The organism is Paenibacillus xylanexedens, from assembly GCF_017874615.1.
Classification (GTDB): domain Bacteria; phylum Bacillota; class Bacilli; order Paenibacillales; family Paenibacillaceae; genus Paenibacillus; species Paenibacillus xylanexedens.
In genome coordinates this window covers 74,617-97,683 of the sequence record NZ_JAGIKV010000014.1, presented here as the reverse complement: position 1 = coordinate 97,683, position 23,067 = coordinate 74,617, and the positions used below count along the sequence as shown (strand labels likewise).

The following is a 23,067-nucleotide window of genomic DNA, read 5'->3' as shown; positions in this document are numbered from 1 at the left end:
AAATATGACGATTACAGAAAACAAACAATTGATGTATCGTTTCACGAACTTCATTAATACGGCAAGCAAAGAACTTGCTGAAGAATTGATTTCTCCAGATGCTGTTTTTTATGTACCTATGCAAAAAGAACCAATGAATGGTCCAAGTGGTTATCTCTCCATAATTCATATGATGAGATCTGGTTTTTCCGATATACAATGGACTGTTAAGGAGCTGGTAGCAGAAGAGGATCTAGTAGCAGCTCATTTTGTCATGAAGGGCACACAAGACGGAGAGTTTCTCGGGTTTCCACCAACGAGCAAAAAAATCGAAGTAAATGCAATGAATTTTTATCGGATCTCTAATGGTCAAATTATTGAAGAGTATGGTCAACCCGATATGCTTGGCTTGCTTCAACAAATAGGGGCAATTCCAAAAGCATAATTAAGCCACTATAAATTGAATGTGGCATGGCAACAAAAACCCGTTAATTATGAACTATTTAGAATATTTAACACCAGCAGCTGCATTTCGTGGTGAACACTGGCCCCATGAGCAAGGCCACCAAGGTTCGGAACGTGAACCGGTGCGACATCCGTCCCTACAAGAATATCAACTCCGGCACGGTGAAGATCCATTACATTCTTAAAGCTGTTCTCCATATTGCGTGGATCATTAGCCGATTCCGATGCCGGATTACCAATAATCGATGAATTTAACACCAAGCATGGTGTAACTGGTGGCGTGTGACAAGATCATGTTCCCATTTCTGATTAGATAAACATCTAAGTGTAGAAGTGAGTCTCTTTTGAGCGATTAACAGACTAAAGGATGGATTATGATCAAGAGACCAGCTTCAACGCTAGGAGGTATTTTCACAGGAAATGTAATCCCATGTATTTATCTTGACAGTAATTGAGTCTGACTCGTAATATTTGAAGTGGAGATGTAGGAAAGGGGACTCGCCGGACAATGTGGACTTCCTTGTAATGATTATCTAAACTGGATTGCTCGACTTGGTGTTTTGGTTATAACCACACGCCTCGTTTGTGATGCCGATCTGCAATCATTCAAGGGACGCGAGGAACCGTTTGAATCAAACCCGGGCGCGGATACTTGATGTATCCGCTTTTTGTTATACCTAGGATAATTCCATCTCCAATGAAAAATGGTTTTCTCCCTCCCTTATTAAACGGAGGTAATAAAATGACCAAACTATACGGAAAAACCGCTATTGTGACAGGCACAAGCCGCCCCGGAGGTATTGGAACCGCTGTCTGCCGCACGTTGGCACAAGAAGGCGCTAATGTGTTCTATACCCATCTGTACGATTACGATAAAACAGAGAATCCGGGGGATGCTGAAAAAAACTGGCCGGATCTCTTTGCCGAAGAACTTCGCTCCTATGGCGTTAAGGCAGCGCATATGGAGGTCGATCTTACCGATCCCAATTCTCCAGCGCAACTGCTTGATGCATGCCGATCGGCTCTCGGGCTGCCGACCATTCTCGTCAACAACGCTACCTACAGTGTAGCAGCTGATTTCCGTCAATTAAATGCATCATTGATCGATGCGCACTGTGCCATGAACATTCGAGGTACATTCATGCTATCGGCCGAATTTGCGCGTATGCTGGAGGTTGAACTGGCCGTCCATCAGGACCTTTGTGGCGGCCGGATCATCAACCTCACGTCCGGTCAAGGTAAGGGGCCGATGCCTGGCAATCTCGCTTATGCCGCAACAAAAGGCGCTGTCTCCACCTATACCGAATGTCTATCTGCTGAACTGGCTCCGTTTCACATTACTGTGAATGCGGTTGATCCCGGTCCTACCGATACGGGTTGGATGTCAGAAGAAGTGAAAAAAGCTTTGCTACCGGGATTTCCGATGGGCAGGATCGGTCTTCCTGAAGATGTATCCCGTCTGATTGCTTTTCTGGCAAGCGACGATTCCCAATGGATCACCGGACAAATCATTCATTCTAGAGGTGGTTTCTAATTTCCATAAAACCAAAGGAGGCCGCCGATCAACAGGATCGGCGGCTTTATTCGACTACCGGGTGGAAACTATGCTTTGTGAAGAAGATGATGCAAAGGTGGCGAAAGAAGTTTTACGTCAATACCCAATCAATTGGGTAAAACTTGTCGTCTCCGCCTTTTAACGTCTTCGAAACGCTCCAGCGCGCGCCAGAGCATAGAAAATCAAGAGAGCAATGATCGACCCAACGATCGCGGGTATGATATGAAATCCACCCACCACCGGCCCCCTCGGTCCCAACAGTTCATACCCTAACCACGATCCAACAAAGCCAGCAATGATATTGCCAAGTACGCCTCCCGGCACGTCCCGTCCAATCAGATTTCCACTTAACCAGCCAATTAGCCCACCGACAATAAGTATCCAGATTAAATACACGAATTGGTCTCCCTTCCATTGATTTATTACAAGTTATGTTTCGTTAGGGGGAATGTTGCGGATCATCTGCGAATCGACCACTAAACCATTTCCATTTTAATCCAAGGGTAGTAAAATCGGTTGTACCACCACTAGTATGAATGCTGGTGCAGATGGGGATGGAGATGGCCAGTATAGAAAGGAGGCGCTCAGGTGTTTATGTTTCGAAGTCCTTTTATTACAGCCTTGTTGATGATGTTTATGATGTCAGGCTTGACTGCTTGTTCTGAGTCAGAGCAAGCGGAAGATAAGGGTGCTTCGAGAAAGGTTGACTTCACGGGGCAGATACAGAGCCTTAATCTGAATCTGGAAGAACCGTCATGGAAGCTGGATACCACCCCCGTGAATCTAACGTGGTTCGTTGGAGCCGAATGGTACGGGCACACTTGGGGTGAGAGCCTGACTTCCAAATATGTCACCCAAAAAACAGGGGTCAATATCGAATTTGAAGTATCAACTGGTGAACCAAGCGAGATGTTATCACGTATGTTGACGACTGGTAGTCTGCCGGATCTGATAACCATCGGCTCCTGGGAGAGTGCGGTTAACAAACTTCGGGAGAGTAATCTCGTCTATGCCCTGGATGAGCTAGCCGACCAGTATGATCCTTACTTTTACAAGGTAGCAGGTGATGGTGCTCTACAATGGTATCGGCAGGAAGACGGCCATACCTATGTCATTCCCAATGATGCGTACAGTCCCGAACAGATGCGTTCAACCGGCTTGACGGGAGCGAACCAAACCTTTCTCGTACGTAAAGATCTGTATGAGTCGATGGACAAACCGGACCTTACCACACCAAAAGGTTTTTTAAATGCATTGCAATTGCTGAAGAATCAATATTCTGTTTATAAAGGCCAGCTAATCAGTCCGTTCTGGGCACAGGGGAATGCATCCTATGGGATGACCGAATATTTGCAAAATCTGCTTGCGATCCCCCATGAACAGAACGGTAAAGTATACGACCGAATGACAGATCCGGATTATATTGAGTGGCTGAAAACATTTCGTATCGCTTACGAGCAAGGCCTGATTAATGTTGATTTTCTGGTCGACTCCAGTGCACAGGTGCAGGAAAAAACCAACCATGCCCAATATTTTATGATGATTCGGGAATGGACAGACATATCGGACCTCAATTCGAAATTGGAAGTCCTTACGAATCAGAGTTCATACTATATTGCTGTAGATGGACCCCGGAGTAGCAGGGGGGAATCCGCCAAACTGTTTCCCGGCAGCATGGATGGCTGGATGGTTACGATGATTAGCAAATCCACGAAAAACCCTGAACGGGCCATCCGATTTTTAACCTATCTGGCCAGCGAAGAAGGCCAAAGGGATTTATTTTTGGGCAAAGAAGGTGAAACCTGGGCGATGAAGAACGGCAAACCGCAGTTGACGGCGGCAATGGTTCAGTTGCATGACACGGATAGGGAGCGGCTGGAAAAGGAATATGGCATTATGGATACCTACTGGATGCTGCGAAACCCTGCTTTCGTTAACAAGTGGAGACCAGAGAATGCCACATCCATTAAGCAAATGGAGGAGTTCGCCAACCAACAGGCCGACCTGGAAAGCGGCATCTATAAGGGCCTAGATCCTATAGGGGATTCCGATATCGCGTTAGCCTGGTCACGTATTTCTCAGAATTGGGAAGAAGTGCTGCCAGAACTGCTTACAGCGAAGGATGAAGCTGCCTTTGACAAAATTTTTGAGAATTTTCTGATACGTCGTGTGAACTACGGCTTTAACCAGGTGATGGAATATCGCCAAGCTGAACTGGAACTGCGGAAAGCCAAGATAGCCAGATAACCATTCCTACTACATTGTTAATTATCAGCTAACTAGTAATATATGGTATAACAAAGGTGGTGAATACATCAGAATGAAATACCTGCTAACGAGATTGAGGAAGCTTTATCGCAATGCCCGTATTTCCCAAAAGCTGTTTCTGGCATTTAGCCTGATGATAGCCATACCTGTTATTTTGATATCCTTTGTGTATATCCGCATGCAAGAAACCCAGCTATATAAGGATGCTATGGCAACGGGCAACAGCCACGTTTCATGGCTGAATGAACAATTGCGCAGAAGAATGGATATGATTGAGAACGCTTCCAATACAGCCCTTACTCAAAAGTCATTTGTGGATTTTATTCATTCCAATATGCTTGTGGATGGACTGCGTCTGGTGAAGTTTAAGCAAAACCAGTTTGAGCAAATGCTTAATATCATTCAAAGCCATGCGATGATCAGTGAGCTTAGCTTTTACGTTGATAACCCAAACTTGTATGAAATCTGGCCTGAAATCTATCATTATAAGAAATTTTGGCCGCAGGATTATTGGGTAAAGCTTCGGGACGAAGGTGGTGCGGCTTACCGTTTATTTTCTTTTAGGGATGGTGAACACACATTATCCTACTATCGTCTGGTTCGCCTTCAAGGTCAGGAACAAAAACGCCCTAGTATTATGGAAGTGCGAGTCCCGCACAGCATGTTTTTCAGCGACCTGCTCCAGGAGAGCAAGGGGGACTTCTTTTCGGTGTTGATGAACGCAAGCGATCCTCCTCAGTATGTTTACAATCCCCAGCATGAGTTTTCTGAGAAGTACGGGCAGAGGATGGAGGAGATCCTTGGCAGTATTCATCGACAGCTGGATATATTGCCGCAGGAAAGCCCGCTTCAGGTTAAGGTGGGAGATCAGAGCTTCTATGCATTGTATCGATACATCGCTCCGTTGAACACTTATGTGGTCGAGATTGCTTCCCATCAGGCATTGATGAAGGGGCCGCGCAGTTGGTATACATTTGTGGTAGCGATTACATTATGTGTATTGCTGCTGATTATGTTACTCGTATCCCAAACGACGCGGCGTATTTTCCGGCGGTTGGACAGCGTACTGGTATCCATGCGTCAGGTACGGAAAGGCGAGCTGGATTCAATGATTGATACAGGCCTTGATGAGAACGAAAGAGGGGATGAAATCGATGAGGTGGCGGTGAATTACAATAACATGTTACATGAGGTCAAACGTCTAATGACACAGGTCGTGGATAAGCAGTTAATTGCCAAAAACGCACAGTTGCACTCCCTACATTCGCAGATTAATTCTCATTTTTTATATAACGCCCTGGAATCGATCCGTATGGTGGCAGAGGTACAGAGGCAGCCTGCTATAGCCAATTCATTGGTGTCATTGGGCTCCCAGCTTCGTTACAGCATGCAGTGGCGTAGCGATACCGTTGCTTTTCGTGAGGAGCTTGCCAATATCCAAAGTTATATTGAATTTATCAACTTTATGGAAGGCGGCAGTATCGTTATGACGGCGGATCTTCCTCAGGAGATACTTCGCTACGCCATTCCCAAGATGTGTATGCAGCCCATCGTTGAAAATGCAGTTCACCACGGGGCACCTTCAGGCGGCAGGGTAACTATAGAGATTACCTTTTCTGTGGAGAATGACAGTCTGCTTTTCATTAACATAAGAGATGACGGAAAGGGGTTAGAGCCTGAGATGTTACACCGTCTTCAGGCAGTACTGCGGAGCGAATCGGATACACCGATGGTTACTAGCAGGAGCGGGCTTGGTTTGGAAAACGTGAATAAGCGATTGCAGCTTCATTATGGCAAGAATTGCGGTCTTTGGATTGATAGTGTGCAAGGTGCATATACCTGCGTAACGATACGCTTGCCTTGGGAAAATGTAAATCTTGGAGGGTGGTAGAGCATGATGAATATCCTGATTGTGGACGATCAAAAACACATTCGTGACGGCCTGCAGGCCATGCTGCATCAATTTCCTCTGGAGCTGAACAACATATACTGTGCCGCGAGCGGGATTGAGGCGCTGTGCCTATTGCGGCAGCATTGCATTCACATTGTTATTACCGATATTATGATGCCGGATATGGATGGGTTGGCACTCATGGCTCAAACCAAAGAGGAATACATGGATGTGGAATACCTCATTATTAGCGGTTATAGTGATTTTACATATGCCCAAAAAGCGATCGGGCTTGGGGCAAAGGGTTACTTGCTCAAACCTTTGAAGCGAGAGGATCTGCAACATTCCCTGGAGCATGTATGGCAAGATATCCAGACACGGCAGGCACTTACGCATAATATGCAGCGTGTATCCCGCCTCGCCCAAGAGACCGATCGTAAAGAATTAAGAATGTTTATGCAAGGTGCGTTAAGTGATGACGCATGGATCCTTCAGATTGAGGAACAAAATGATGCGTTATGGCGTAATTATCGGCTAGCCCTGCTGCGGGAAGATGTTTGCATGAACCAGCCCGGAGCCAACAGCGCCCATAGCATGGAAGCCATTGCTTATCGTGTGTTTGGCAGACAAGGTTGTATTTGCCTGCAACATCGCCCATACCTGATCCTTGCGGTAGATGCGTCCATTGATCCAAGTGTTTTGCCTGTAGCGCTCAAGGAAGCAAAGATCGATGCCATAACAGCCATGACTAACCCGATTCAGGGGTTAAAAGAACTACCCGACAGCTATACCCAAGTGCTTGAGCTCTATCGCCACAGTTACCTGTTTCCTGATCAGTACAGTATCTTCCCAGCACATATTGAGCATATGGAACAGCAGTGGCAACTTCCCTATGAAAACTTATATGAACTGTTCCAGTCGATTGGAACAGATAACAGCGGAACAATTACTCAGGGTATTTCTGCAATATTTCACAAAAAGGTGCTGCAACGTTATCCTATTCGCTATACCCAACAGCTCTGCGCCGCCACCGTTCAGATGATGGAGGAATACCAACGAGTTATCCACCCTTATATGGGGGAAGAAGTGTTGGACCTTGAATCATTGCGTAATCTCTTTGATTATCAAGGGATGCGTGATTATATACAAGCACTGCAACAGCAGCTGCTTCGGCTGAATCAGTTATATTATGACTATAAGTGCAGCTATCGCCATTCGCAGGATCTAAATGAAGCTATTCGTTTTATACACGAGAGTTACCACAAACCGCTGGACCTCGCGATGGTATCCAATCATGTATCGCTTAATTATGCTTATTTTTCAAATCTATTTAAGAAGAATATTGGTAAAGGTTTTGCTGAATACCTACGAGATGTGCGTCTGGATAAAGCACGGCGGCTTCTCGCCGAAACCGATCATAAAATTGTGGAGGTGGCTGCTATGGTTGGATATGAAAGCTACAAAAGCTTTGCACGCGCGTTCCGACTTGTGATGCAGATCCAACCCACAGAGTACCGACAAATGATGCGCCAGAAGGCAGATTGAATCAAAAGCCAAAAAAATGGGATACCACAAAAACAATTGTACCTTTTCAGCAAATGAACCTATTCGATAGAATAAAGATGTTCCCCGATGTAAGCGATTACCTTTATACGCATAGATTGGGAGAAACTATTATCCTATCAAAGGAGGGCAATCATGAAACCATCTCACTTTACGTCGAAACGGTTTATGAAAAAGGTACTCGGTATGTTCCTTGTGGTTGTGATGCTGGCTAGTATTGGCATACTGCCAGCTTCAAAGGTTCAGGCAGCGGGAACTACCGTAACCTCAATGGAGTACTTCTCACCAGCAGACGGGCCTGTTATTTCAAAATCAGGGGTTGGCAAGGCCAGCTACGGATTTGTTATGCCTAAGTTCAATGGAGGCTCCGCGACATGGAATGATGTTTACAGTGATGTAGGCGTTAATGTAAAAGTGGGCAACAACTGGGTTGATATCGACCAGGCAGGCGGTTATATCTATAACCAAAACTGGGGGCACTGGAGCGATGGCGGCTTCAATGGCTATTGGTTCACCCTCTCCGCAACAACCGAGATTCAACTGTTCTCCAAAGCGAATGGTGTTAAGCTGGAGTATCAACTTGTATTCCAAAACATCAACAAAACAACCATCACAGCGATAAATCCGACACAAGGTCCACAAATCACAGCAAGTTTCACAGGCGGTGCAGGCTTTACATATCCAACGTTCAACAATAATCCTGCGGTCACTTATGAAGCTGTTGCGGATGATTTGAAGGTGTATGTCAAACCTGTAAACAGCAGTACCTGGATTGATATTGACAATAACGCAGCCAGCGGCTGGATCTACGATCACAATTTTGGCCAATTCACTGATGGCGGCGGTGGGTACTGGTTTAACGTAAAGGAGTCGATCAATGTCAAATTAGAATCAAAGACTTCTTCGGCTAATCTTGTTTATACCATTACGTTTAATGAACCTACAAGAAATTCATATATCATTACGCCATACGAAGGAACAACCTTCACAGCAGATGCGAATGGTTCCATTGGGGTTCCGCTTCCCAAAATTGATGGGGGCGCGCCAATCGCCAAGGAACTGGACAATTTTGTATACCAGATTAACATTAATGGGCAATGGGTTGATTTGAGTAACTCCAGCCAGAGCAAATTTGCATACTCCGGTAATGGGTATAACAATATGTCCGATGCCAACCAGTGGGGTTACTGGGCCGATCATATCTATGGTCTTTGGTTCCAGCCAATCCAAGAAAATATGCAGATCCGTATTGGATATCCGCTGAACGGACAGGCGGGTGGAAATATTGGCAACAACTTCGTCAACTATACCTTCATCGGCAATCCAAATGCCCCGCGTCCTGATGTATCCGATCAAGAGGATATCTCAATCGGAACACCAACCGACCCGGCTATCGCGGGCATGAACCTCATCTGGCAGGATGAGTTTAACGGAACTACGCTGGATACAAGCAAATGGAACTATGAAACAGGATATTATCTCAACAACGATCCCGCTACTTGGGGATGGGGAAATGCAGAACTGCAGCACTACACGAACAGCACTCAAAATATTTATGTACAGGACGGGAAGCTGAATATCAAAGCCATGAACGATAGCAAATCTTTCCCGCAGGATCCAAATCGGTATGCACAGTATTCTTCGGGAAAGATTAACACCAAGGATAAACTGTCCTTGAAGTACGGCAGAGTAGATTTTCGTGCCAAGCTTCCTACAGGTGATGGTGTATGGCCAGCACTGTGGATGCTTCCAAAAGATTCGGTATACGGCACTTGGGCTGCATCAGGAGAAATTGATGTTATGGAAGCGAGAGGCCGTCTGCCTGGATCAGTAAGCGGTACCATACACTTTGGTGGACAATGGCCCGGGAACCAGTATTCGGGCGGCGATTATCACTTCCCTGAGGGGCAAACTTTTGCCAATGATTATCATGTATACTCGGTAGTCTGGGAAGAGGACAATATTAAATGGTATGTAGACGGTAAGTTTTTCTATAAAGTCACTAACGAGCAGTGGTATTCCGCAGCTGCACCGAATAATCCGAATGCACCTTTCGATGAGCCGTTCTACCTCATTATGAACTTGGCAGTCGGCGGAAACTTTGACGGCGGCCGTACCCCGAACGCCTCCGATATCCCGGCGACTATGCAAGTGGATTATGTACGCGTGTATAAAGAACAGTAATAAAACAGTAGTTTCGCAATGAACAAGCCGTTGATCTGGTGATGATCAACGGCTTGTTCATTTGAATTGATGTTGTACCCGCCGTCACAACCTTTTGTTGCCAGGAGGAGTCCTGAATTATTCCGTAAGAAGGCATCTACAGTAATCGGTTCATTAATTATGACCTCAGTTGGTGCATCTACATTCACGAGGAAAAGCGGCTTATTATTAGCTTCGTTAAATGAACATCCCGAAATAACGAATAGCAGCAAGGGGCGATCCACTTTAGCAAACCCGCAGTTTTCGTCCGATTGATCAGTTGTTATATTTGACGCTTTGAGCCAATTAACCAATGTAAATGGACCTAATGGTGCTGTGAACGACTCGTATAACAGAATGGTCATTTTATTAACTAATGTTGAGCCAATCGATTCAAATTTGTACATTTATGCTGCCAATGATCCAATTAACCATGTTAATCCTTAGAGTATACGGCATTCGGATTGATGCACATGCGTTATTGAGATATTTTTTTGAAATCTGTACAGTAAATCGAATGAATCATGTCGGGTCAGAGAACTTTTTCTATGTAGGTTTGTAAGATCTTCTTGCGGACTCACAATGCACTACTTAATGTTTTCAATCATAATATCTTTATTTATGTTTGTTCAATCAACGCTATTGTGTCATAATAGTTCTTTTGTCTTATTTATTGAATAGAACACTTTTTTTGTTGTTTATTTCAAATTAGCTATAATCAAATTTGAAAAATTAATGAAAAGTGTACAAAGTCAGGTGTTTTAGTGTCAAACTTGTGATAATATTATTCTAGTAATTTTTTCTTATTGAAGAACATTACTACAATTCCCTAACCAATGAAAGGTACGTGAGGCCCATTATGAAATCTAGGAAGGAGGATGCAATCATGGGAAGTCTACCAGAAAAATGTATTGATCTCGTAGGCTTCGCTGCGCAGCAGCAGCTTATCTCAGAAACCCAAGGATCATAAAAGGATTGCAGAAGCAGAGCATTTGTTTTAACAAATGACTAAAACCAAATCGCCCTTTCTTAGCCATCAATTGGAGCGATCAATAAGCAAAACCATCTTATAGAACGTCTCTTACATAGAGTCGATGAAAAATCCAAAGACACAAAAGCTTTTAGAGCTAATTGTCATTCATAGAACCGTGTTTTCTGACGACACAGATGGTCAGCGAGACTTCATTCTCCGTGATGCGAAGCGACGTATAGCAAAGGAAAATAAGAATACGAGGCAGCTGCTTTATGAGGAGTAAAACACATGTTGACAGAGACCAGTAGCTGCACTTCATTTGGTTCTCATTCAGTATGCTTTAGGAGATATGTCAAATGAATAAAATTAAAATACTAATGTTGATGATTCTAGTTTCTTTTATCATGTATTCAACAAGGACGTACGCAGATAATAGCATAAGCTCCTTTACAGCTTCTATTGAAAACTCCCAAAGTTCTACCGGGTTTATGAAGTCCGTTAAGCCAGGAGACGAAGTAAAAGTAAAGGTAAAAGTAAATAATGTTAGTAAGAAAGAAAAAGAGTTTACAATATACCCCACGGATGTACTTTCCGATCTAAGAGGGGGTTGGACATATCCACTTAAAGAGAATGTTCCATCTTTATTTGGAACATGGATAAAAGAAACTCCTGAAAAAGTAAAGTTAAAACCTAATGAAAGTAAAGAATTTGTATTTACTGTAAACGTCCCAAAAGATACTAAACCTGGTCAATACATAGCTGCGATAGTGTCTCAGGAATTCACTCCTGCTGAAGAAGCGACCGTAACTTCTGGCATGAGCACACAAACCAATTTCAACACTCAATTACCCTTGCAAGTTGTATTGAATGTGGATATCGAGAAATCCACTCGTAAAATGGATATAGGAAAGTTATCTCATACATTCAATAATGATGGATTGCTAACCGTTTTTGTACCTCACATAAATAAAGGTACTATTCTTGAGAAGCCTCAAGGAATTTTAATATTGAAAGCCAAGGACGGTACTGTACTTGTTAAAGAGACTTACACTATGGATTCTGTGTATGTTAAAACAACGGGTCTTTACGATCTAAATGTGCCCAATATTCTAACACCTGGAAAGTATGAATTAGAGTATGAAGTTAAGTATGATGAAGCAACTTTAAGAGGTACATATCATTTCCAAGTAACCACTGCAGATCTAATGAACGCGATGGACAAAGCTGATAACGTAGGTAACCCCTATGATTTAGGATTTTGGGCATTCATTAAAGAGTTCTGGATTTGGATCATCGTAGTTATATCGATCATTATACTTTTAATGATTGTCATAATAATATTGCTTTTAAGAAGGAGAAAAAAGGATGAGAAAGAAGAACGTGTTAAAGAAGTTACCTAACATCTTGTTATCAGCAGCATTAGCACTGTCTGTTATAGGATCAGGTCAAGCAACAGCAGCAACGAACTTAATTCAAAATGGAGGATTCGAGGGTCCTGCAGCTGGAGGTTCTGGTGCGAATTGGTCCTTTGGGACAATAGGTAATATCCCTCAGTCCCTACAAGCAGCGGTCACCGGTGAAGATCCATACGAAGGAAGTCAGGCTCAGATTTTAGCAGAAAACGGTGCCAGTCTTGCCGGAGATAACCTTAGAGTAATTAGCGATAGTTATCCAATCGTACAAGGTCAAGGATTAACTCTTAAGTTTAAAAGTAAAATCGTAAATATAGCAGATGCAAGTCTTAACTATGCAATCGTATTTTACGACAATGCCGATACGTTAGTAGGAGAAGTAACCAGCAGTCCTGTAACATCAGCAACAGTAGGATACTCAGACTTCATTCTGAGAGCAACTCCACCAGCAGGTGCTACTAATTTCAAAATTCGATTTGATTCAATCATTTCTCAAGACGGTGGCTCTTATAAATTATTTATAGATAACGTAGAAGTTAATTCAACGTCCAATACTGTACCGGTTTCAGGAGATACTCAAGTAGGAGTTATTGGAGGAGAGCTCGAGTTTTACATATCGTCAGGTTCATTTAATGATGTGGAATTGGACTACAATAAAACAATGATTAGCCAGACTTCAAGTAACGCTTCCGTGACAGACAATACTGGGGAAGCTAAAGGATGGAAGTTAAAGGTATCTTTAACGGATTTCATGAGTGAACAACTCGTAGATCCTTCTGGTACTAATGCTACAATTGTTCTAAAGTTACCTGCCTCTGCGGTAACGTTGCAAACAACACAACTTACACATGTATCTGGTCAGGCCGTAGATCCAACTTATGGACCTAACACAGGAAGTATTACGCTGAGTAGTGCAAGTAAAACTATACTTAGTGCTGATCCGGGATTTGGATCGGGATCATATAATTATCGAGTAGAAAATCATCTTACCGTACCTAAAACTCTAGAGGTAGTAAGCAAAGAAGGTGACGGTAACATCCAAGTGGGTCAGATGGTTGGTACTCGATCAGGAGTATACAAAGCTACAGTTAACTATGTGATTGGGACTGGGCTTTAAAAAATAGGCAAGGAACTCAGAGTTGAGTTCCTTACCTACCGTTTTAATATAATACAATTTTGCATAAGAAGAGAAGTAACCCAACTCAAGGCTACATCAGTGAGTGGGTTACTTCTTTTTGTCTTTATTAACAGGGCAATAACGCATAATATCGCTTCAATTCGAGTGCTTGAGAAGGTTGGCTTTCAAAAAGAAGGCATTGCTCGACAGAATGTTCATATTAATGGAAAATGGGAGGATCATCAGATACTCGCGATTTTTAACCCAAACAGTTAGTTCTTTAGAATATGAGTAGTACTGCGTCCTTATAGCTTTACGTTATAGAGTATAGTAAGACGGGAAACGTTAGCTCAATAATAGGAAAAGAAAGCAGCTGATCAATGTGATTGGCTGCTTTTCGTTTTAACTAACGAGCAGGATAGTTCAACGACTAAATGCTTCCGAGAATGGGGGAAGCAATCGCTATTTTTTTTTGCGGATTTTTTTATTTTTTGTCCGCCACATGTGTACAAAAAATAAAAATGATGATACATTTAAATTAGTTTATTTCCTTTTATAACAAGGTTTTTTTGAAGAATACTATGTCTCCTGTACGAGGACATACGTATATCGAGGAGGGAATGGAATGTCAAGTCAAGCATTGGACCAATTTTTAAATTCGAACATCGAAGATCTAAAGACTAAAGGTCTATATAACGTCATCGATACGCTGCAGGGTGCAAATGGTCCTGTTATTCGTATCGACGGAAAGTCCCTAATCAATTTGTCTTCCAATAACTATTTGGGACTGGCAACAGATCACCGCCTGATTGATGCTTCAGTTAAGGCGTCGCAGACATACGGGGCAGGCGCAGGGGCTGTGAGAACAATTAATGGTACGATGGATCTTCATATTGAGCTTGAAGAAAAACTGGCCCGTTTCAAAAAAACGGAAGCCGTTATCGTGTATCAATCGGGATTTAACTGCAATATGGCTGCTATATCCGCGGTAATGGACCAGCATGATGCGATTTTATCAGATGAGCTGAACCACGCTTCGATTATTGATGGCTGCCGCCTGTCGAGAGCCAAGGTGATTCGCTTTAAGCATTCGGATATGAATGATTTAAGACAGCAGGCGAAAGATGCGAAGGAATCCGGTCAGTACCATAAAATTATGGTCATCACCGACGGGGTTTTCTCCATGGATGGTGATATAGCAAAGCTGCCTGAAATCGTGAAAATAGCAGAAGAATTCGATCTGATTACTTATGTGGATGATGCCCACGGTTCGGGCGTTCTCGGAGCAGGTGCGGGAACCGTGAAGCATTTTGGATTGTCAGACCACATTGACTTTCAAATTGGTACTCTTTCCAAGGCGATTGGCGTTGTCGGCGGTTATGTGGCGGGTAAAAAACAACTGATCGAATGGTTGAAGCTGAGAAGCCGTCCGTTTCTGTTCTCGACATCGCTACCTCCGGCTGCAATCGCTTCTTGCAGCGCTTCTGTCGACATTTTGATGAATGACAAAGAGCTGATCGAGAAGCTGTGGGAGAACGGCAATGATTTGAAAAATGGCTTGAGCCGGCTTGGATATGATGTAGGCCAAAGCGAAACGCCGATCACACCTTGTATCATTGGCGATGAAGTAACCACCCAACAGTTCAGCAAACGGCTTTATGAAGAAGGAGTTTACGCCAAGGCAATCCTGTTTCCGACGGTTCCGAAAGGAACCGGAAGAATACGCAACATGCCGACAGCTGCCCATACCAAGGAGATGCTCGACCAGGTGATTTCCGTTTATGAGAAAGTTGGCAAGGAAATGAAGTTGATTTAGCTCATTCGCGGGAGTACATTTCGGGAGGAATGTCTTATGAACAAGATTTTGGTGACCGGAGCACTGGGCCAAATCGGTTCTGAGTTAGTTGTTAAATTACGTGAAATTTATGGTGCGGATCACGTCATTGCTACGGATCTCAGGTCATCAGCCCACGAAATTACCCGATCGGGGCCATTCGAGCTGCTGGACGTGACGAATGATAAGGCGATGTTCGAAATCGCCAAGCGGTACGAAGTTGATACCGTCATCCATTTGGCTGCGCTGCTGTCGGCTACCGCAGAGGAGAAACCGCTGCTTGCCTGGAATTTGAATATGGGTGGATTGATGAATGCACTTGAAATATCCAGGGAGCTCGGCTGCCAATTTTTCACTCCAAGCTCCATAGGATCTTTTGGTCCTTTGACTCCGAAAGACAATACCCCTCAGGATACGATCCAGAGGCCCAATACGATGTACGGCGTGAACAAAGTGTCCGGCGAACTGCTTTGTGATTATTATTTTCACAAATACGGCCTGGATACTAGGGGACTGCGATTCCCGGGTTTGATATCTTATATGACGCCTCCCGGCGGAGGAACGACGGATTACGCCGTGGAAATTTATTACGCAGCCGTGACGGCTGGCCGGTATACATCTTATATCGCCAAGGACTCAAACATGGACATGATGTATATGCCGGATGCCCTGAACGCTATCATCGATTTGATGGAAGCGGATTCTTCCCGGTTGATGCACCGAAATTCATTTAATGTCACCGCAATGAGCGTGGATCCGGAGGCGATCGCTGCGGCGATTCGGGATGAGCTTCCAGGCTTTATCCTCGATTATGACGTTGATCCGAAGAGACAGGCGATTGCCGATAGCTGGCCGCATTCCATTGATGCAACGGCAGCGAAAATAGAATGGGGATTTCATGCTCGCTACGACCTGAAGGCCATGACGAAGGATATGCTTTCACAGCTAAGCGAGAGACAAATGCTTCGCAAGGCTTAAAGTTATTATGAATTCGATCGAAGAGTGACATCGCTAAAAAAAGCAAGAAAGGGGAACTTATAAAAACAAAAACAGAACGAAATTGTCGAGGGACAAGAACATTGTTCCATTAAAGTCGCTATTACAGCGGCTTTTTTTGTTTTAAGGACAAGAACATTGTGTCATTTCGGATTAGGTAGATATCTAAATAGCATCATGATGAAGATCATGTGGCAAGAAAAAAGCACATGAATTTAAGAATTCGCGTGAATAACGATTTTTTTATTAGAAATAACGTTTTTCCGGTAAAGACCAATCAATCTGCGCCAACCATCGGGACGCGAATATGTGCTTACAAACTTGTCGATGTCGGTTTCGTAGATTGGCTCTTGGTATCTCATGCTCATGCTTAGGAACACGAATTGTGGCTTCTTGGCAGAGGTAGTAATTCAAATGTTCGTGTCCAAATATGAAGATGTATGAGGATTTATACTTAACGGGGATATTCTGCTTTGTAGTGGTGGAAATTACCCATTGAGCAAGTTGATTCAAAGTATATCGGACTCGCATTATAGCCACTTAGCTTTTGTCATGTGGATTCATGACAGGCTCATGGTACCTGAAAGCGTTGAGAACGCCGGAGTAAGGACAGTACCGTTATCTTCGTATCTGACTGCAAACATTATTCTATGCCTGCCTAGTTCTGACAGATCTAAGCAGGGAGTCGAGCCAGATCAGATTCGGCAAGAATAGCCTTTCTGTTCAGATCATACTAGTTTATTATCAAGTATCCTTCAGCAAGTCAACCATGTTAGAATAGTGAATTTCACTCAGTTGCTCGATAAAGTTATCTACCCTGTAGTTCTCCGGTTCAACTATCCAGAGACAAATTACTCCTACCAATCCAGATATCATGTATTCGATGCCAATTTTTATCTTCTCATCGTGGCGATGATCGCCGATTCCCGAAAAAATGATCGTTTTAAAAGCCTCTTTCAAGTATACGGAGAAGTTTGGATAAATATTTTGAGTGATCATTGTCTTAAAAAATATCATATTGGCTTCAATATCGTCAAAAATCGTTTTTAACATGGTCGCAAACATATCTTTATCCATCTCATGAATTGAACTCACTTCCAGGCTTAAGCAAGCATTTAAACTCTCCACGTTTTCCTGAAATAACCTCTCCATGAATTGAGGTTTATCTACATAGTGCAAATAAAATGTGTTGCGATTTATCATCGCTTCTTTGGCAATATCCTGCACAGTAATTCGTTCATAGCCTTTGGTTTGTACTAATCTTAGAAACGCTTCTTTAATGGCTTTCCGCGTTTTGAGAATGCGCAGATCCACTTTATCTTTACCCAATTCGTGCTACCCCTCCATAAATAATAGTCGGATTTATCAAAAGTGATGTTTAATTAACACATTGAATTATATCAACCATTGAGTCCTTTAAGTGTACGTTTTACAATTACAACTGTCAATTGAACTCACTAACTCATTCATAAAAGGAGAATCATAAATGAAAACACTGGCGATTATTGGTGCAGGTAAGGGATTAGGATTATCTATTGCGAAGAGCTTTGGCAAGCGCGGCTTCCAAGTGGCATTAGTTGCAAGAAATGTTGCAAAACTGCAAGATATGGTGGATGAACTGAAAGCGGATGGTATCGAGGCATCTTATTTCGTAGCAGATATTTTTAACAAGGAACAGATTGAACAGGCTATGACCAACATGAAAGAAAAGTATGGTCAGATTGATGTGTTGGAATTCAGTCCAACAGCAGGCAATTATCCTCCCACTTCTGTATTGGAGTTAACGGCGGAGAACGCCAGGGACGCATTTGAGGCGAACGTGGTTAGTGCCATCCATGTCGTCAATGCTGTTCTCCCTGATATGCTCACCAGGAAAGAGGGAGCCTTGCTCTTTACCTCAGGATTATCCGCCATGTACCCTGTGTCCATGATGGGGAATATCGGTATTGCTCTTTCAGGGTTACGCAATTATGTTGCTAATCTTCATACTTCATTGTCTGCCCAAGGGATTTTTGTGGGCCACCGCTCATTAGGTTTATTGATCAAGGAGTCAGGTACTGGCGCAATTGATGATCCGAATGTAATTGCCGAGATGTGGTACCAGGCCTATGTAGAGAAAAACGTATGGGAGGAAGAGTATCCTAAGGGTGTTACCCCCGAAACCATTCTGTTTTAAAATTGGTGATGATTTTAGCAGGTCACAACATAAAGTTGTAACCAAGTAGATGAGCTTGAGATCTAGGCATATATTTTGTGCCAAGAAACGCTTGAAAGAGATGAAGAAGTCGCTATAGGAGCGACTTCTTTTTTTGTTATGGCTTTAGCCAGTTGAGTGCGTGAAACGCGCGAAACAAAAAACCACCCGCTATGCGGGTGGAGGGATCGAGGGTTTGACCACCAAGACCATTCCGATAAAATTGAGATGTTCAGGCTCAAAAGAAAGGAATGGTCTTAGATGGCAAACAAGAGCTATAGCCTAGCTCACACAAAGTGGATGTGCAAATACCATATTGTATTTACCCCGAAGTATAGACGGAAAGAAATCTATAATCAAGTGAGAAAAGATTTAATCGAAATTTTCAAACGTCTATGTAAGTACAAGGGAGTAGAAATTATAGAAGGTCACATGATGCCCGATCATGTTCACATGTTGGTAGCGATTCCACCGAAAATGGCAGTCTCCACGTTCATGGGATATCTAAAGGGAAAAAGTTCACTAATGATATTCGAGAAGCATGCCCAGCTCAAGTATAAATACGGCAATCGAAAGTTTTGGGCAGAAGGGTACTATGTGAGTACAGTAGGCTTAAATGAAACAACAGTAAGAAAGTATATTCGTGAGCAAGAAGCACATGATCAGGCGGTAGATAAGCTGAGTGTAAAAGAATACGAAGATCCATTCAGCAGTAATCGAAGCAAAAAGAAGTAAAACCAGTTTAACTGGTAAGTGAAAGAGGCAAATAACACTGAGCCTGAACAGCCCTGCTGTCAGGGTAGCGTCTTTAGGCGCAGTTTGGCAACAGGGGGTTATACCCCAAGAGCAAACCACCCGTTGGACGGGTGGTCCTGATTTTTTGGTACAAGTTCTTGTCCCGAGTCGAGGACAAGAACTTGTACCGATTACCGATTAGATAAACACCTAACTAAGTTTCATGCAATTTCATTTAACAAATGTGTAGGAAAAATAAACTAATTGTCCAGTGAAAATGTAGTATTTTCTTAGTGTTTAGGTTAAAGATAAGTTCCTGTTTAAGCACTACATGCTACACGCGTAGGTTCTTTAATAGGTGACTGGAATTGGAATATAACAAGGAGGACGTAACCCGCGAAGGAGCGGAGGGCAGTGCTTAGACTTTCATGAATAAAAGAGGTGTCTGTGGTATTATATGTAATTATGGGTTATGAAATAAATGGATTATTTGAAAAGAAAATGGGGGAATCAAAATATGGAACGTAAAATTCAATTAATGGAAACCTACGTAAATATCGACTTTGGAAACTCACCCTTTATAAAATTAGATAAAGGGTTGCAAATTCCATACTCTTCAATCGAGGGAATAACAACAGGTAGACCAATACCCAATGCTTTTAAACTATATGGTGCTTTATTAGGAGAAAAGAGAAATGGGTTATTTAGATCAAATGGTGGTTTTCAACTCCACTTTTTTGAAAATGAGCTTGAAACTCTTCATTTAGATTTGAATAGCTTGAAAGTTGGTATGTTCAAAATATCAAAGTTGATCATTGGTGTTGAAAATCCTGAAGAAATAAGTGAAAATATTTCCGAAAGAGTGCAGTGATAATAAAGGAAAAGTGTATTACGAACGTGAGACGGTAGAACTTCGAGAAAAAAGCTTACGAGCTCAAAAACTTGTGAAGACATATAATGGTTGCGATCCAGAGGAGAAGAAATAATATGTGCGACAAGACAACGCAAAAAAGATCACTTCATTGTAGAATATAATAATTATGAGATGGGCAGGAATTGTACATTTTTTCGGGGGAAGATCTTTATTATGTGTACTAGGAAAGAATAAGCGGGGCTTATACAATAACATTAGAGGTTGTAAACGCTTGCTTTTAATTCTGAGGATGCAATCAATGAATTACCGTAATCCCTATATGAAGTATTTTATTATTCCAATACCAAAGGAGATGCCTTATGAATCAACAACAACTACCTAAGCCCCACCAACCGCTCGTAACCCACATCTTCACTGCTGACCCGTCCGCCCATGTCTATGAGGGCAAAATCTACATCTATCCTTCCCATGACCTCGATCATGACGAGCCGAGCAACGATAACGGCGACCAGTATAAAATGGAAGACTATCATGTCCTCTCGATGAACAACTTCGATTCCCCGGTGGTTGATCACGGCGAAGCGTTGCATCTGAGAGATATTCCGTGGGCCTCCAAGCAGCTCTGGGCACCAGATGCCGCTTATAAGAACAATACCTATTACCTGTTTTTCCCGGCACGGGATCATGACGACATCTTCCGTCTGGGTGTGGCAACATCAGAGTCTCCGGCAGGCCCGTTCACACCGCAACCGAATTATATGGAAGGTAGCTTCAGTATCGATCCGGCCGTACTGGTGGATGACGACAATCAGTCATACATCTATTTCGGCGGACTCTGGGGTGGCCAGTTGGAGAAATGGCAGACCGGCAGCTTCGTGCCAGATGCAGAAGGACCTGCTCCTGACCAGCCGGCGCTTGGACCGCAAGTTGCACTGCTTAGCGACGACATGCTATCCTTCCAAGGCAAACCTGCCGAGATATCTATTGTCGATGAAGACGGGAATCCGATTCTGGCTGGGGATGAGGAACGGAGATATTTTGAAGGCCCATGGGTGCATAAATATAACGGCTATTACTACCTGTCCTACTCTACAGGAAACACGCATAAGCTCGTATATGCGATCGGCAAGAACCCGATGGGACCATTCACGTTCAAGGGCGAGATTCTCTCTCCGGTTATCGGCTGGACAACCCATCACTCCATTGTGCAAGTTGAAGACAAGTGGTATCTGTTCTATCACGACAGCTCCCTGTCGGAAGGCGTCAACCACAAGCGCTGCGTTAAATATTCCGAGCTGAAATACAACGAAGACGGAACGATCCAGAAGATCAATCCTTATCCGGGTGCCGAGTAAGTTAGCTGGTTAGCGGAAACAGATAAGATTACAATATAAGGCATAATACATGAGGCAGCTCCTGACGGGGCTGCTTTTTTGATAGGAGGATTAGTTGTGTCACTCAAACTTGGAGAAAATCTCTGCTGAACAAAAAATATTTTTACTGTGACACTATGTGTAGAACAGTAGAAAATGATTCTTTCTATAGAGGACCATTATCATTAATCATAAGAGATCACTTAGAATATTTTGCAGACCAAATCGTTAGTCATCAAATGAGAAGTGAAGGGGGATTAATAAGAACGCATTATTCTGGATATTAGAAAAGATAGTAGCTCAATTTTGTGCAAACTTTTTTATTGATTGGTTGAGAGTTGCAGGAGAAAAAAGTGTAGAAGTAAGTTGTACCTCAATGGAACGAAATTGAACAAATAAGAGTTTCCCAAACATAGCAACAGAAACATATGCTAACCAAAGTTGAAAACCCTTGTATGGATTGTGATGCCTGTTTAACTTTTGTTGTTGAATGACATAATACATCTAAAGATTGATCACATGCACTTAAACAAGAAAATATTCACGATGTTATGTGATAACTGACAAGATGAGAGGCTAATCAGAAGGTGAGAAAGAGGAACTTAAGCTTAAGGAACATTGTTCTTGTCCAATGTACAACAAGTTTTGTCGGAGGACTAGATCATAGTCCAATTAGAGCCGCACCCAGCGCGGGTTTTCTGTTTTAAGGCACCAAGTTCTTGTCCTTCTCTCAGGACAAGAACTTGGTGCCTTTGCCGATTTGATAATCATCTAAACACTTGCTGAGGCGTAGTAAGGCTTATCTAATAAGATCATAGGCGGCGAACATGTGGAAGATTTTATTGGTAGAAGATAAGGTGTTCGTTCGGCGCAAACTCATTCAATGGGATTTATTTGGTTACACTGTCTCTGGAGAAGCCTCAAACGGCAGAGAAGCGTTAGAATCGATGGCAGAGGACATGCCTGACCTTGTTATCACAGATATTATGATGCCCGGTATGGATGGGATAAAACTGCTGAGAAATGCCCGGTCTAACGAGTTGATAAGCCGGTTTGTTATGCTTAATTGTATGAATGAGTTCAAATATGCCCAGCAGGCGCTTGAGTACGGGACGAGCGGATATATTCTCAAGTTATCCATGAGTATGCAATCCATGCAGGATATCCTTGCTAAGGTCGCCAAAGAACTGACTGCTGCTAACGAGCAGAGACAGCAGGTACTTTCGCAAAAATTCAACGTGTTCTATAAACAAATCCTCGATCGGATTAAGGCGGACAGACTGGAAGAGGAGGCTCTTCCGGGTGAAGTTCACGGAGTACGAGACTGAATCCGGCTTATCCCGGCAGATCACTGTCCTCAAGGGTGCAACTGTCGCCAACCCGGTCCAACTTCCTGCAGTCTTATCGCTTGCAGACTCTTTGCAATTGCCTTTAGCCGGTTTTAACCGCGTTTTTCTGGTATCTCTGATCGGAAACTATTCTTTGACTCCGGAGGAACTTTTGAAGCAGAATATGATTGAGGCTAAACTAGGGATGTGGACCGGTTCCTATACGTCAAGCAGCAGTAAATGTAAATAGAAGTGGCAAAATAGTAAGGAGGTAAGGGCTCTAATGCCTTTACCTCCATTTTAGCTTT

19 protein-coding genes and 2 pseudogenes are annotated in these 23,067 nt (G+C 43.1%); 17 read left to right on the top strand and 4 right to left on the bottom strand.

What is annotated here, in order from left to right; genetic code table 11:
* Positions 1-4 precede the first annotated feature (4 nt).
* Positions 5-424: an ester cyclase gene (locus tag J2Z28_RS18805; protein WP_211083648.1), complete on the top strand. Its 420-nt coding sequence runs from the start codon at positions 5-7 to the stop codon at positions 422-424.
* Positions 425-495: 71 nt separating this feature from the next.
* Here J2Z28_RS18805 and J2Z28_RS18800 read toward each other — a convergent pair.
* Positions 496-717, bottom strand: a pseudogene (locus J2Z28_RS18800) (amidohydrolase family protein); the annotation flags it as partial.
* 469 nt (positions 718-1,186) lie between these two features.
* Between J2Z28_RS18800 and J2Z28_RS18795 the strand changes: the two are divergent.
* Complete coding sequence (locus J2Z28_RS18795) at positions 1,187-1,978, top strand: SDR family oxidoreductase (RefSeq protein ID WP_211083646.1); 792 nt, start codon at positions 1,187-1,189, stop codon at positions 1,976-1,978.
* A 159-nt stretch (positions 1,979-2,137) separates the two neighbouring features.
* On the opposite strand, the gene J2Z28_RS18790 is transcribed toward J2Z28_RS18795, so the two are convergent.
* The gene (locus J2Z28_RS18790) at positions 2,138-2,395 is read right to left on the bottom strand and encodes a GlsB/YeaQ/YmgE family stress response membrane protein (protein WP_036613911.1); all 258 of its coding nucleotides are present in this window, start codon (positions 2,393-2,395) and stop codon (positions 2,138-2,140) included.
* A 198-nt stretch (positions 2,396-2,593) separates the two neighbouring features.
* On the opposite strand from J2Z28_RS18790, the gene J2Z28_RS18785 reads away from it, so the two are divergent.
* The 4 genes from J2Z28_RS18785 (at position 2,594) to J2Z28_RS18770 (ending at position 9,905) form a co-directional block, all read left to right on the top strand.
* Positions 2,594-4,246, top strand: coding sequence for an extracellular solute-binding protein (locus J2Z28_RS18785; protein WP_244988406.1), 1,653 nt, complete (start codon positions 2,594-2,596; stop codon positions 4,244-4,246).
* A gap of 73 nt (positions 4,247-4,319) precedes the next feature.
* Positions 4,320-6,158: a sensor histidine kinase gene (locus J2Z28_RS18780; protein WP_211083643.1), complete on the top strand. Its 1,839-nt coding sequence runs from the start codon at positions 4,320-4,322 to the stop codon at positions 6,156-6,158.
* Between the two features lie 3 nt (positions 6,159-6,161).
* A complete protein-coding gene (locus tag J2Z28_RS18775) occupies positions 6,162-7,703 on the top strand; it encodes a response regulator (protein WP_211083642.1) in 1,542 nt (513 codons plus the stop codon).
* Positions 7,704-7,856: 153 nt separating this feature from the next.
* Positions 7,857-9,905, top strand: a complete 2,049-nt coding sequence (locus J2Z28_RS18770) for a glycoside hydrolase family 16 protein (protein ID WP_244988391.1) — start codon at positions 7,857-7,859, stop codon at positions 9,903-9,905.
* Here the strand turns inward: J2Z28_RS18770 and J2Z28_RS18765 are convergent.
* Entirely contained in the window at positions 9,878-10,330 is a 453-nt protein-coding gene (locus tag J2Z28_RS18765) for a hypothetical protein (RefSeq protein ID WP_211083641.1), read from the bottom strand. The two genes, J2Z28_RS18770 and J2Z28_RS18765, sit on opposite strands and share 28 nt — an antisense overlap.
* Positions 10,331-11,252: 922 nt before the next feature.
* On the opposite strand from J2Z28_RS18765, the gene J2Z28_RS18760 reads away from it, so the two are divergent.
* From J2Z28_RS18760 to J2Z28_RS18740, 5 genes and pseudogenes are all read left to right on the top strand, one after another.
* Entirely contained in the window at positions 11,253-12,296 is a 1,044-nt protein-coding gene (locus tag J2Z28_RS18760; RefSeq protein ID WP_211083640.1) for a COG1470 family protein, read from the top strand.
* A complete protein-coding gene (locus tag J2Z28_RS18755) occupies positions 12,262-13,425 on the top strand; it encodes a WxL domain-containing protein (RefSeq protein ID WP_211083639.1) in 1,164 nt (387 codons plus the stop codon). The genes J2Z28_RS18760 and J2Z28_RS18755 overlap by 35 nt, the downstream gene beginning before the upstream one ends.
* A 135-nt stretch (positions 13,426-13,560) precedes the next feature.
* Positions 13,561-13,701 (top strand): annotated as a pseudogene (locus tag J2Z28_RS18750) (GNAT family N-acetyltransferase); the annotation flags it as partial.
* Between the two features lie 349 nt (positions 13,702-14,050).
* On the top strand, positions 14,051-15,241 hold the full coding sequence (locus tag J2Z28_RS18745) for a glycine C-acetyltransferase (RefSeq protein ID WP_211083638.1): 1,191 nt from the start codon (positions 14,051-14,053) through the stop codon (positions 15,239-15,241).
* Positions 15,242-15,277: 36 nt separating this feature from the next.
* Positions 15,278-16,237: an NAD-dependent epimerase/dehydratase family protein gene (locus J2Z28_RS18740; protein WP_211083637.1), complete on the top strand. Its 960-nt coding sequence runs from the start codon at positions 15,278-15,280 to the stop codon at positions 16,235-16,237.
* Positions 16,238-16,999: 762 nt separating this feature from the next.
* On the opposite strand, the gene J2Z28_RS18730 is transcribed toward J2Z28_RS18740, so the two are convergent.
* Positions 17,000-17,584 (bottom strand): TetR/AcrR family transcriptional regulator, encoded by a 585-nt coding sequence (locus J2Z28_RS18730; protein ID WP_211083635.1) that lies wholly within the window; start codon positions 17,582-17,584, stop codon positions 17,000-17,002.
* A gap of 157 nt (positions 17,585-17,741) precedes the next feature.
* Between J2Z28_RS18730 and J2Z28_RS18725 the strand changes: the two genes are divergently transcribed.
* The 6 genes from J2Z28_RS18725 (at position 17,742) to J2Z28_RS18695 (ending at position 23,009) form a co-directional block, all read left to right on the top strand.
* Complete coding sequence (locus tag J2Z28_RS18725) at positions 17,742-18,431, top strand: SDR family NAD(P)-dependent oxidoreductase (protein WP_211083634.1); 690 nt, start codon at positions 17,742-17,744, stop codon at positions 18,429-18,431.
* 279 nt (positions 18,432-18,710) lie between these two features.
* Positions 18,711-19,184, top strand: a complete 474-nt coding sequence (gene tnpA, locus J2Z28_RS18720) for an IS200/IS605 family transposase (RefSeq protein WP_211083633.1) — start codon at positions 18,711-18,713, stop codon at positions 19,182-19,184.
* Positions 19,185-19,701: 517 nt separating this feature from the next.
* On the top strand, positions 19,702-20,055 hold the full coding sequence (locus tag J2Z28_RS18715) for a hypothetical protein (protein ID WP_211083632.1): 354 nt from the start codon (positions 19,702-19,704) through the stop codon (positions 20,053-20,055).
* A gap of 362 nt (positions 20,056-20,417) precedes the next feature.
* A complete protein-coding gene (locus tag J2Z28_RS18705; RefSeq protein WP_211083631.1) occupies positions 20,418-21,413 on the top strand; it encodes a glycoside hydrolase family 43 protein in 996 nt (331 codons plus the stop codon).
* A gap of 845 nt (positions 21,414-22,258) precedes the next feature.
* Complete coding sequence (locus J2Z28_RS18700; protein WP_211083630.1) at positions 22,259-22,759, top strand: response regulator; 501 nt, start codon at positions 22,259-22,261, stop codon at positions 22,757-22,759.
* The gene (locus J2Z28_RS18695; RefSeq protein ID WP_211083629.1) at positions 22,734-23,009 is read left to right on the top strand and encodes a hypothetical protein; all 276 of its coding nucleotides are present in this window, start codon (positions 22,734-22,736) and stop codon (positions 23,007-23,009) included. The genes J2Z28_RS18700 and J2Z28_RS18695 overlap by 26 nt, the downstream gene beginning before the upstream one ends.
* The last annotated feature ends 58 nt before the right edge of the window (positions 23,010-23,067 follow it).